The sequence below is a fragment of the Mesorhizobium sp. Cs1299R1N1 genome (genome assembly GCF_037179655.1).
Classification (GTDB): domain Bacteria; phylum Pseudomonadota; class Alphaproteobacteria; order Rhizobiales; family Rhizobiaceae; genus Mesorhizobium; species Mesorhizobium salmacidum.
Genome location: NZ_JAPYKR010000004.1, coordinates 362,847 through 375,182 on the forward strand (window position 1 = coordinate 362,847; position 12,336 = coordinate 375,182).

General features: G+C 63.5%; 11 protein-coding genes. 2 read left to right on the forward strand and 9 right to left on the reverse strand.

The window, feature by feature from the left end; translation table 11 throughout:
* Positions 1-6: 6 nt before the first annotated feature.
* Positions 7-375, forward strand: coding sequence for a glycine cleavage system protein GcvH (gene gcvH, locus O7A70_RS11620; RefSeq protein WP_149905505.1), 369 nt, complete (start codon positions 7-9; stop codon positions 373-375).
* An 18-nt stretch (positions 376-393) separates the two neighbouring features.
* Positions 394-3,204, forward strand: coding sequence for an aminomethyl-transferring glycine dehydrogenase (gcvP, locus tag O7A70_RS11625; RefSeq protein ID WP_337140496.1), 2,811 nt, complete (start codon positions 394-396; stop codon positions 3,202-3,204).
* Here gcvP and O7A70_RS11630 read toward each other — a convergent pair whose 3' ends face one another.
* The 9 genes from O7A70_RS11630 to O7A70_RS11670 form a co-directional block, all read right to left on the reverse strand.
* Complete coding sequence (locus O7A70_RS11630; protein ID WP_337140497.1) at positions 3,205-4,380, reverse strand: GGDEF domain-containing protein; 1,176 nt, start codon at positions 4,378-4,380, stop codon at positions 3,205-3,207.
* Positions 4,381-4,551: 171 nt separating this feature from the next.
* Positions 4,552-5,025: a hypothetical protein gene (locus O7A70_RS11635; RefSeq protein WP_337140498.1), complete on the reverse strand. Its 474-nt coding sequence runs from the start codon at positions 5,023-5,025 to the stop codon at positions 4,552-4,554.
* A 137-nt stretch (positions 5,026-5,162) separates the two neighbouring features.
* Positions 5,163-5,993 (reverse strand): hypothetical protein, encoded by an 831-nt coding sequence (locus O7A70_RS11640; protein ID WP_337140499.1) that lies wholly within the window; start codon positions 5,991-5,993, stop codon positions 5,163-5,165.
* An 88-nt stretch (positions 5,994-6,081) separates the two neighbouring features.
* On the reverse strand, positions 6,082-7,044 hold the full coding sequence (locus O7A70_RS11645; protein WP_140752424.1) for a type II secretion system F family protein: 963 nt from the start codon (positions 7,042-7,044) through the stop codon (positions 6,082-6,084).
* Position 7,045: 1 nt separating this feature from the next.
* Complete coding sequence (locus O7A70_RS11650; protein WP_027145008.1) at positions 7,046-8,011, reverse strand: type II secretion system F family protein; 966 nt, start codon at positions 8,009-8,011, stop codon at positions 7,046-7,048.
* Positions 8,012-8,016: 5 nt separating this feature from the next.
* Positions 8,017-9,438: a CpaF family protein gene (locus O7A70_RS11655; protein ID WP_140718238.1), complete on the reverse strand. Its 1,422-nt coding sequence runs from the start codon at positions 9,436-9,438 to the stop codon at positions 8,017-8,019.
* Complete coding sequence (locus O7A70_RS11660; RefSeq protein WP_337140500.1) at positions 9,435-10,643, reverse strand: AAA family ATPase; 1,209 nt, start codon at positions 10,641-10,643, stop codon at positions 9,435-9,437. Before O7A70_RS11660 ends, O7A70_RS11655 begins: the two co-directional genes overlap by 4 nt.
* Before the next feature lie 33 nt (positions 10,644-10,676).
* Complete coding sequence (locus O7A70_RS11665; RefSeq protein WP_337140501.1) at positions 10,677-10,946, reverse strand: hypothetical protein; 270 nt, start codon at positions 10,944-10,946, stop codon at positions 10,677-10,679.
* A 4-nt stretch (positions 10,947-10,950) separates the two neighbouring features.
* Entirely contained in the window at positions 10,951-12,336 is a 1,386-nt protein-coding gene (locus O7A70_RS11670; RefSeq protein ID WP_337140566.1) for a type II and III secretion system protein family protein, read from the reverse strand.

The window sequence follows — 12,336 nt, forward strand, 5'->3', positions numbered from 1 at the left end:
ACCCCCATGGCAAAGATCTATTTCACCGCCGATCACGAATGGCTCAGCGTCGAGGGCGGCATCGCCACGGTCGGCATCACCGACTACGCGCAGGAGCAACTCGGCGACCTCGTCTTCGTGGAACTGCCGGAAACGGGAAAGAAGCTCGCCAAGGGCGATACCGCCGTCGTGGTCGAATCCGTCAAGGCGGCCTCCGACGTCTATGCGCCGGTCGATGGCGAGATCACCGAGGCCAACGGCACGCTGTCGTCCGACCCATCGCTGGTCAATTCGGCGGCAACCGGCGCCGGTTGGCTGTGGAAGATGAAGCTCGCCGACGAAAGCCAGCTCGCCAGCCTCATGGATGAGGCTGCCTACAAAGCCCATATCGCCTGACATCAGGAATTTATTGACATGACCGCAGCACCCTACCCCTTCTCGGCCCGCCATATCGGCCCCGGCCTTGCCGACGTCAGAGCCATGCTTGCCGTTCTCGGTGTTCCCTCGGTCGAGACGCTGATCAGCCAGGCCGTGCCGAGATCGATCCGCCTCGATCAGCCGCTGGCCCTGCCGGCGCCGGCCAGCGAAGCCGAAGCGCTCGCCGAATTGTCGACGATCATGGCAAGGAATACCGTGCTGAAGAGTTTTATCGGCGCCGGTTACCACGGCGTCCACGTGCCGCCGGTCATCCAGCGCAATCTGTTCGAGAATCCGGCCTGGTACACCGCCTACACGCCCTACCAGGCCGAGATCAGCCAGGGCCGGCTCGAAATGCTGTTCAACTTCCAGACGCTGGTCACGGAACTGACCGGCCTGCCGGTGGCATCGGCTTCATTGCTCGACGAGGCGACGGCGGTCGCCGAAGCGGTCGGCATCGCGCTGCGCCACCACCGCGACAAGCGCACCAAGGTGGCGCTCGCCGGCACGCCGCACCCGCAGACGCTGGACGTGGTGCGTACCCGCGCCGAGCCGCTCGGCATCGAGATCGACGGCGAGACGATCGACGACAACACCGCCGCCCTGCTCGTCTCCTGGCCGGACACTTTTGGCGTCTATGGCGACCACAAGGCGGCGATCGAAAAAGCGCGCGCCACCGGCGCCATTATCGTCTTCATCGCCGACCCGCTTGGCCTGACGCTGGCCGACGCGCCGGCGAAACTCGGCGCCGACATTGCCGTCGGCCCGATGCAGCGCTTCGGCGTGCCTATGGGCTTTGGCGGCCCACACGCCGCCTATTGCGCCGTCTCCGACAAGCTGACACGGCTGATGCCCGGCCGCCTGGTCGGCCAGTCGACCGACAGCAAGGGCCGTCCCGGCTATCGCCTTGCCTTGCAGACGCGCGAACAGCATATCCGCCGCGACAAGGCGACCTCCAACATTTGCACCGCGCAGGCGCTGCTTGCCAACATGGCGACCGCATACGCCATCTGGCATGGCCCGGCGGGCCTGCAGGCGCTCGCCGGGCGCATCCATACACTGGCCAACCGCCTGGCGAGCGGCCTCAAGGCCGCGGGTGTATCGGTGCTCGGCTCCAGCCGTTTCGATACGGTGACGGTGGAGGTCAAAGGTAAGGCCGCCCGGATCGCCGCCGCCGCCGAAAAGACCGGCCGGCTGCTGCGTGTGCTCGACGCCGACCATGTCGGCATCAGTTTCGACGAGACGTCGACCGATGCCGATCTCGAGGCGATCGCGGCTCTGTTCGACGCCAAGGCTGCTTCTTCCGCCGACAGCACGGTGCCCGGCAAGCAGCGCGGCAAGGAGTTTTTGACCCAGCCGGTCTTCCATGAGAACAAGTCGGAAACCGAGATGATGCGTTTCCTGCGCCGGCTGGCCGACAAGGACCTGGCGCTCGACCGCGCCATGATCCCTCTGGGCTCCTGCACCATGAAGCTCAACGCCGCGGCGGAAATGATGCCGGTGAGCTGGCCGGAAATCGCCAATTTGCATCCCTTCGCGCCATCAGCGCATTCGGCCGGCTACCGCGCCATGATCGGCGAACTGGAGGGCTGGCTGTCGGAGATCACCGGCTTCGACGCCGTGACCTTGCAGCCCAATGCCGGCAGCCAGGGCGAATATGCCGGGCTGCTCGCCATCCGCGCCTATCACCGCTCGCGTGGTGAGGGCCATCGCACCGTCTGCCTGATCCCCTCCTCCGCGCATGGCACCAATCCGGCGAGTGCCGCGATGGCCGGCATGAGCGTCGTCGTCGTGCGCTGCCTGGAAGACGGCAACATCGACATGGACGATATGCGCGCCAAGGCCAACGAGCATTCCAGGAATCTCGCGGCGCTGATGTTCACCTATCCGTCCACGCATGGCGTCTACGAGGAAGGCGCGCGCCACCTCTGCGCGCTCATCCATGAGCATGGCGGCCAGGTCTATTTCGACGGCGCCAACCTCAATGCCCTGGTCGGACTTGCCCGTCCCGGGGACATCGGCGCCGACGTTTGCCACATGAACCTGCACAAGACCTTCTGCATCCCGCATGGCGGCGGCGGACCGGGCGTCGGTCCGATCGGCGTCAGGGCCCATCTGAAACCCTATCTGCCCGGCCATGTCACCGAAGGCTCGGCGCATGCCGTGGCCGCCGCTCCCTTCGGCAGCGCTTCCATCCTGCCGATCACCTGGATGTACATCCGCATGATGGGCGCTTCCGGCCTGAAGCAGGCGACCGAGACGGCGATCGTGTCCGCCAACTACGTGGCGACGCGGCTCGCGCCGCACTTCCCGCTGCTTTACAAGGGCAGGAGCGATCGTGTCGCCCATGAATGCATTCTCGATACCCGCGTGCTCAAGGAGAGCGCCGGCATCAGCGTCGAGGACATCGCCAAGCGCCTGATCGACTATGGTTTCCACGCGCCGACCATGTCGTTTCCGGTCGCCGGCACGCTGATGGTCGAACCGACCGAGTCCGAGCCCAAGCGCGAGTTGGACCGCTTCTGCGAGGCCATGATCGCCATTGCCGGCGAGGCGGCGAAAGTGGCCAAAGGCGAATGGCCTTTGGCCGACAATCCGCTGGTCAACGCCCCGCACACATCGGCCGAGGCGCTGGCCGGTCAATGGACCCACCCTTACTCGCGCCTCGAGGCGGCTTATCCCGCCGGCGATGCCGACACAGCGGCAAAATACTGGCCGCCGGTATCGCGCATCGACAATGTCGCGGGAGACCGCAACCTGGTCTGCTCCTGCCCGCCGCTGTCGGACTATCTGGGTGCGGCCGAATAGCTACGCGGAGCGCAAGGCCGGCTTGACCGGGTCGGCCTTGTCCATCCCGTTGCGGCTGATGACGCAATTTCGCCCGGCACGCTTGGCCGCATAGAGCGTGGAATCGGCCCTGGCCAGCACCTCGTCGAGGGTGCTGCCGTCGGCCTCGCCGAACCCAATCCCGCCGCTGACCGTGCTGCGCAAGGGGCCGAGCGGGGTGGGCACGACTTCCGTGCCGAAAGCGACGCCGATCTTGCTGGCAAGATCATAGGCGCGCTCTTCCGTCATCCTCGACATGACGATCGCGAACTCCTCGCCGCCCAGGCGAAAGGCGTCGACCCCGGTTCTGGCATATTTCCTGATGACTGCAGCGAAGCGGCGCAGGACCTGATCCCCGACCGGGTGTCCATAGATGTCGTTCGTCCGCTTGAAGTGATCGAGATCGAACATGACGATCGCCATGAACGGGCCGAAGGTGCGTTCGCCATAAAGCGACGTCAGACCGCGACGGTTCATCAGACCGGTCAACGGGTCGGTCATGGTCTCGGCCTTGAGCTCGATCTGCGCCTGCAAATGATGGAGCGAAAGCGTCAATGCGCCGAGGCCGGTCATACAGGCCACCGCCACGACCGAGTTGAGGCGTTCGGCCCAATTGTCGGGCGCGACGCCGAGCGTCCACTGCCCTTTGGTCATCAGAACCACGCCGCAAAGGGCAAACGACAGCGCACAGGTGCCGCTCAGGAACGACACCACCAGCAGGATGCGGCGATCATGACTGCCGTTGATCCAGAACATGGCCCCGATCGTCGAGAGCAGCGCGGTAACCGTCGCGTAGGTGATCACGAAACCGATACCGTCAAGGCCCATGAAGGTCACGGCCGCACAGACAGCCATGGCGGCAAATGTCGGAGCAATCGCACGCCTGTGGGCCGGCACACCGAGATATTGCATGGCCGAAATGCAGATAATCAGAAAACCCAGGCTGAGCAGCGCCAGCGCGACCTGGCAAAGCAGCGGATCGGGCTCCCTGGTATAATGCCAGAACAGGATCACATGCGCGACGAGCACGAGAATGCCGCATGCCACCGTCAGCACGAATCTGGCCCGCGGCGCGGTGGCCCAGATCGCGAACATGGTGACACTGAGACAGACGCCCGACAGCGCGGCTGCGAGCAGGAGCGAACTGAAGTCCAGCATATCGGGCGGGGCCTCTCGAGCATCGGCGGTTGCGCCGCATTCTAGGTCAGCGGCAGCCCTCGGACATGGTTTTCAGGCGATCTTTCGACCCAACCTGCGGATACGGTTTACAAAGCGTCGATGCCACCTGTCCCGAAACCGCACCCCTGGCCGGCGCGAGGATCAACGGCATCAGCCCTTGTTCAGCAAGGCGAGGTTGGCGTCGACAACGGTTGGATCGGCCATGCCGGCCTTCGCCTCCAGCAGCAGCGCCCTGGCCCTCTTCTTGTTGCCGCGCAAAAGTTGCGAATAGCCCATGTTGTTGACGATCTGCGGTTTGCGGCCGGCGACCTTCACAAGCTGGCCATAGGCGCGGTCGGCGAAGTCGAAGCGGCCGAGTTCGTCATAGGAAGCGGCAAGCCCCATCCAGGCCTCGGCATTGTCGGCCTTCAGTTCGACGGCCTTGCGGAAATGCGCTTCGGCAAGACCATAGTTGGCATCGCGAAACTGTGCCTTGCCTTGCGCCAGGTCGGATGTGTCGACATCCTTGGCTGCCGGCTGGATCGCGGTGGTCTTGGTCGTGTCGACGTTATTGTTCGTCGTGCACCCGGTGATCATCAGGACGGCCGCCATCGTGGCCACCGCCGCAAAGTTTATCTGACGCATTCCCTGCCCCGTCGCCCGATTTGCCGGGTCGTTCTTCAGGGAAAGACACTACAGCACAGCGATTAAGCTTCGGTGCCGAAATGCGCCTAAGTTTTGGTTTCCGGCACACCAGCCATTAACCATCGCCAGCGGCGCTCTCACGGCTCCAGGGCCTTGAGCGTCGCCGGAAGCTGATAGCGGTTGCCGTCATAGCGCAGCCGGTAAGTCCGCTTCACGGACTTGCCGGGGTGGGATTGGCACTCGCCATTCTTGTCGGGAGCGGGTTCGTCGGTATCCATTCGCTCGGTCACGGTGATATCGTGATAGCCCTGATGGCTTGCCCGGCTCATCGCCAGGCTGACCTGGCTAGAATGAAAGGATCCGGCGCAATTGGTATCGCCTTCGCCGCCAAAGCCGGCCACGTCGAGGCCATCGAGCACCATCCGTAGCGTATCGCCGTCGAGGGCATAGAGTCGCAGGTCGGTTTCCCTGAAGGGATTGGCCTGCGAATGCGTTGCCATGTCGATGCGCAGGCCGAAGGCGGTGATTTTGGGCGCCAGCTGATAGCGGCCTGTATCGAATCCGATGCCGCGGATGGCGATGGCATCATCGTTCATCAGCCCGGGCTGCAGCAGGCGCTGGCGCACCTGCTGGTTCTTCCTGTCGACGACCAGAAGCTCGATATCGCCGATATGCATGCCGTCGACGGATTGGGCGCTGTCGATCAGCGGTACCGCGACCAACAGCAGTTGGTCATGGGCGGGCCAGATCTTGCAGACCAGCCTTGGCGTGTCGTAGTCCGGAGGCGTCAGGGCGATGCTGGTGTGAGGTTCAAGTGTGAACGAGGCGCCATCGGCGCTCTTGCGGGCCTTGGGATAGGCCTGCTGCACCAAGGCGGCAGCATCACCGCAATCGCCGGCCGCGGCCTGGGCGGGCGGCAAGCTGGCCGCGGCGAGGCCCAGCAAGAGGGCGGGCAACAGTATTCGCATCGACTTCTCGCTTATTACGGGCTTTGCGGGTCCCGATGTATCACTTCGACGGATGTTTGCATGCCTGATTCCGTCGACGTGGCGCCCTTTAGTGACCCGTCATTTTGACGATGATGGGAATGACAGCGATCATCAGCACCACCGGCAGGATGCAGACCACGACCGGCACGGACATCTTTGCCGGCAAGGCATGCGCCTTCTCCTCGGCCAGCGACATGCGCTTGTGGCGCATTTCATCGGAAAACACCCTGAGCGCGCCCGACAGGCTGGTGCCTAGTTCCTTCGACTGCTGCAGGAGCGTGGCGAAGGAGCGTACCTCGTCGAGGCTGAGGCGATCGGCGAGCGCCTTCAGCGCGTCGTCGAGGCTGCGCCCCGCCCGAAGCTCGAGCGATACGAGCTGCAGGTTCTGGCTGAGCGAAGGATAGGTCCTGGCGAGTTCTTTGGAAACGCGCTCGACGCCCGCTTCCATGCTCATGCCGGCATCGGAGCAGACGATCATCAGATCCATGAAATCGGGGAAGCCGTTGCGGTATTCGCGCATCTTTTCCCGCACCTTCTGGGTCAGCACCAGGCCCGGCAGGAAATAGCCGGCAGCGCCCGACAGGATGATGAAGGTCCACCGGCTGGTCATGGTCGCGTCCGGGCTGGCCATCCATCGGTTGAGCACGAAGACGGCGAACGTCGTGCCGATCATTGCCGTGAACCGGATGAGGAAGAACATGCCGACGGCGCGCGGCTCCATGTAGCCGGCCTGGATGAGCTTCAAACGCAGGCGGGCGACATTTTCCGGGTCGCTCTTGGCGTAGAATTCCTGCGCCCTCTTCACCGCTTTTTCGCGCACGACGCCGCTGTTCTTCTTCTGCGCGGGTTCGGGCTTGGCCACCACCGGACCGTGGTCGACCTTGAGCCGGCGCATGACCTCGTTGCGGTCGCCCCTCGCCGCCACCATCGGCCAGGCGACCGCCGCGGCCCCCACGGCCAGCAACAGCATGGCGACCGGCATCAGCGACGTCGGCGCGAGGGAGGCGAGGAATTCGATGACGCCTTGCATGTCAGAACCTGAAGTTCGACATCTTGAACATGATCAGATTGCCCAGCATCAGCCAGCTAACCGATCCGCCGATCATGTACCATGTCTTCGGAACGCCCCAGACGTCGCTGTAATATCCCGGCATCATGGCCATGATCGCGGTGAACAGCAGCGCCGGCACGGCCGTCAAAATGTAGGCCGACAGGCGGCCTTCGCTCGAAATGGCCCGCACCTTGCGGCGCAGCTTGCCCCGTTCGCGGATCGTCGTCGACAACCCGTCGAGGATTTCGCGCAGATTGCCGCCCGAGCTGGTCTGGATCGATACGGCGGTGACGAACAGCGGCAAATCTTCGTGGCCTACCCGGTCGAAAAGCGAGTTCAGCGCCGAGACAAGGTCGGAACCATAGGTGACTTCGTCGGCAATGACGCCGAATTCCGTGCCGATCGGATCGGGCATCTCGCGCGACACCATGGCAATGGCCACCGGCACCGGGTGACCGGCCTTGAGGCCGCGCGTGATCAGTTCCAGTGCCTCGGGCAGTTGGATGCCGAAACGCTTGAGCCGGCGCTTGCGCATGGAGCGCATCGCCATGACCGGCAGTAGCGGCATCAGCACGACAACCAGGATGAGCCCCATCAACAGCGGCAAGCCGCGCGAGATGGCGAACAGGGCCACGGCCATCGCCACGCCGCAGGTGATCATCAGGAATTTCGAGAGCGGCATGACCATGCCCGACTGCGTGCGCAGGGCACGGAACCGGTCGGGCGAGAACAGCGACGTTCCCGCGTCGAGACCGCGCTCCTTGCGCAGCTGGATCAGCACCTGCTCCTGGCTGATCTTGTTTTCCTGAAGTTTCATGCGCCGGTTGATGGCGGTTCGCTTGTCGCTACGGCCGGCATAGAGCAGGTACACCGCTTCGGCGACCATGATGCCGGTCAATGCGGCCCCGGCATAGACGACATAGATCGCGCTGAACCCGTCGAACACCCCGGCTACTCCTGCGGCCGGCCGGGTTCGAAATAACGTCCGGGAAATTCGATGCCCATCGCGCGCAGATCTTCCAGGAAACGCGGCCGTATGCCGGTCGCCTCGTAGTAGCCAAGGATCTTGCCATCGGCCTCCATGCCGGTGCGCACGAAGCGGAAGATCTCCTGCATCTGGATGACATCGCCTTCCATGCCGGTCACCTCGGCGACGCTCGTCACCTTGCGCTTGCCGTCGGAAAGCCGGGTCAGTTGGACGATGATGTCGATGGCGCTTGCGATCTGGCTGCGGATCGACTGCACCGTCATTGGCATGCCGGTCATGCCCAGCATCTGCTCCAGGCGCGAAATACAATCGCGTGGCGTGTTGGCGTGGATGGTCGCCATCGAGCCTTCGTGGCCGGTGTTCATCGCCTGCAGCATGTCGAAGGCTTCCTCGCCGCGGCACTCGCCGAGGATGACCCGGTCAGGACGCATGCGCAGCGCGTTCTTGACCAGGTCGCGCTGTTTGAGCTCGCCATGGCCTTCGATGTTGGCCGGGCGCGTTTCCATGCGCGCGACATGCGGCTGCTGCAATTGAAGCTCCGCCGCATCCTCGATGGTGATCAGCCGCTCGTCTTCCGGAATGAAGGCCGACAGTGCGTTGAGCATCGTCGTCTTGCCGGTGCCGGTACCGCCCGAAATGATTGTCGTCTTGCGGGCATGCACGGCCGCCGCCAGCACTTCGGCCATGTTCTGTGTAATGGCGCCGAATTCGACCAGCCTGTGCAGGCCAAGTTTGTTCTTGGAGAACTTGCGGATCGACACCAGCGGACCGTCTACGGCCACCGGGCGGATGGCTGCGTTGAAGCGCGAGCCGTCCAGCATGCGAGCGTCGACCATCGGCTGCGATTCGTCGACCCGGCGGCCGACGGCGGCCACGATCTTGTTGACGATTCTAAGCAGATGCGCCTCGTCCTTGAACGGGATATGGACCTGCTGCAGCTTGCCCTTCTTTTCGACGAAACAGTTCTGATGACCGTTGATCAGGATGTCGTTGATGTCGGGATCCTTGAGCAGCGGCTCGAGCGGGCCGAGGCCGACCATCTCGTCGACGATATCGTCGACCAGCGCGTCGAGTTCGGCGGTGTTGATCGCCATCCGCTCCTGGCGGGTCTTTTCCGAGACGAAATCGTGCACTTGCCGGCGCATTTCATCCTTGGGCAAGCGCTCCAGCGCGACCAGATTGATCTCCTCGAGCAGCATCCGGTGGATGCGCACACGGGCATCGAGCACCTTGTTGGCATTCTTTGCCGGTGCTGCTTCCGGTTTCGCCGGCAAAGCCTTTCGGCTGGTCGGGATGACGACGGCATGATGCGCGACCGGTGTTGATTCCGCCGGACGCTGCGGGCGCGCGTCGCGGTTCTGCAGGGTTGAGAAACGGCTGGTCATCCAGCTTTCCTTTTCAAGAGGCCCCTGCCGAAACCGAACAGCGACTTCGACCTGCTCGCGGTTGCCACTGCCTCTTCCGGGAGGATGATCTTCTTCAGGTCGTTGACGACATTGGCATTGGGATCGATCTCGTGCAGCGGCACGCCGCGGTCGACCGCCTCGCGCACCAGCCGGTAGTTGTTGGCGATGCCGCCGACAAAATGCTCGCCAAGGATTTCCTGGACATCCGCCTGCTTGATGCCGTTGTCGAACATCTTCTGCTCGAAACGGTTGACGATCACGTTCGGCTTCACTTCCTTGCCGGCGGTCTCGTAGACGGCCTGGATCAGCCGCTGCGTATGGCGCAGGCACGGTACCGTCATTTCGGCAACGATGTAGAGTTTGTTGGAACCGAGCAGCACCGTTTCCGTCCAGGGAAACCAGGTGCGCGGCATGTCGATGACGACATTGTCGAAATAGGCCGAAACAAGGTCCAGCATGCGCACCACCACATCGGTCTTGAACGAGCGCATTTCGGCTGGATGCGTCGGCGCCGCCAGCACGCAAAGTCCGCTGGCGTGCTTGGACAGCATCACATCGAGCAATTGCCGGTCGAGGCGCTCGGGCTGGTTCTCGATCTCGGTGATGTCGAAACGCGGCTCCAGATCGAGATATTCGGCGCAGGCACCTTGCTGGAAATTGAGGTCGACCACACAGGTCGAGGCGCCGCGCGTCACCGAATGGTGCAGCTGGAACGCGGTCTGCAGCGCCAGCGTCGTGGTGCCGACGCCGCCGGCGGCGGGCATGAATGTATAGATCTGCGACTCGGTGTTTTCCTCGCGCCCAGGCCCCTGCAACGCTCGCACGACCGAACGCACGAGGTCGGCCGTGGTGATCGGCTTGACCAGGAAGTCGGCGACCTTGAGCTGCACCAGGATGCGCACGGCGGCGGCGTTGAACTCCTGGGTGACCACGACCACCGGTGCCTTGCCCTCGAGCCGGCGCATGACGCGCTGCAGGGACTCGATTTCTTCCAGCTTCGCCGCATCCATGTCGACGATAACGACGCCGAACTCCGCCTCCTGGACCTCGCCGCGCAGCTCGGTGACGTTCTTCTCAACCGTCATGAGCTGGATGATCTCGGAGGCGGCAAAGGCCGTCTTCGTGTCCTGCGCGAAGGTCCGGTCTGTCGATACGAGCAGGATTTTCTTGGTGCTGTTTGCCATTCTCGCCGCCTGTGAGGTCGATCGCCGTCTGGATCAGTTGCCGGTGGTCGTTTGCGCCGCCTTGGCGCCGGCCGCCTGATCGGGTGTGACCGGTTCGGCGGTTCCGCGCTTGGCGGGCACGAGAAGCCTCGTGTTCTGGACGCCATACTTCCACGGGTCGACCATCTGCATGACGGTGTTGGCGGCCTGCGCCTCACCGGCGACTGACGTCACGCCTTCGCTGCGCACATAGTCGTCGCTGGTGCAGCCGCTTGCCAAACCGGCAAGAAGCAGGGTGATGCTCGATCTCAGGACCAGACGCATGATTTCAGTCCTTCGGCAGGTCGAGGAAATGACCGACTTTGGTCGCGGAAGCGCCTCGCACGGCGCTGCCGTCAGCCAGCGCCAGCGCACGGTTGGTGTCCGACGCCTTCACCTCCTCGGTGTTGTTGAGGAAATAGTCGACGTTGCTGGCGGGCTGCGTGCCATCGGTCGGCACAGCCATTTTCTTCGACGGGTCGACCGGCTTGACCAGATAGGGTGTGACGATGATGACCAGGTCGGTCTCGCGCCGCTGATAGGATTTGGACGAGAACAGCGACCCCAGCACCGGCATCTTGCCGAGACCGGGAATGCGCGACGTGGTGATGTCGTTCTGGGATTGCAGCAGCCCGGCGATCATGAAGCTCTGGCCGTTCTTCAGGTCGACCGAGGTCTTGGCGCGGCGCACGATGAACCCCGGCACCGAAATGTTGCCGATATTGTAGGAGGCCGAAGCGTCGATCGAGGAGACCTCCGGCGCGATGTCCAGGCTGACCAGCCCGTCCTTCAGCACGGTCGGCGTAAAGTCCAGGCTGACGCCGTATTTCTTGTAGCTGACGGAGATCTTGCCATTGTCCTCGGAAACCGGGATCGGGAATTCGCCGCCGGCGAGAAAGCTCGCTGTTTCGCCGGATCGGGCGATCAGGTTCGGTTCGGCCAGCCTTCGGGCAAGGCCGCGCTCCTCCAGCGCCTTGATGGCGATATCGATCGAGACGCCATTGGACAGCAGCCGGCCAATGATCTCGCCAGTCCCCGCCGCCGGCACCGAGCCCGGATCGAGAGAGACATCGCGACCGCCGAAGCCGTAGGCGAAATTGGCGCTGTATTTCGCACCCAGGTCCTGCCCGGCCTGGCGATTGATCTCGACGAAGCGGACATTGAGCTGGACCTGCTGCGACGAGGAGATATTGACCGAATTGATCACCTCCTCATTGCCGGAGAAGCGGGTGGCGATCTTGTTGGCCTTTTCGGCAGCGACCGCGTCATCGGCCTCGCCCGAAAGCACCACGCGGCCATTGGCCGAACCCACCTTGATCTTGGCGTCCGGCACGCTGGCACGGATGGTGCTCGCCAATTGGTCGGTGTCGAGCGTCACTTCGATGTCGACGGTGCCGACGAGCTGCTTCTTCTCGTCGAACAGCGCAATGCCGGTGGTGCCGAGATTGTTGCCCAGCACATAGAAGGATTTGTCGGTCAGCGGGTTGACGTTGGCGATCTCCGGATCGCCGATGACGATCTGGTAGAAGGCCGCGCTCGTCATTATCGTCTTGGGCTTGCCCTTCGCGACCTTGATCGAGGCATTCCTGGTCGACGAGACATAGACGATGTCGTTGTCCGCCCTGGCCGCGCCAGCCAAGGCGAGCATGCCGCTCGCGGCCAGTGAAGCCGCCAT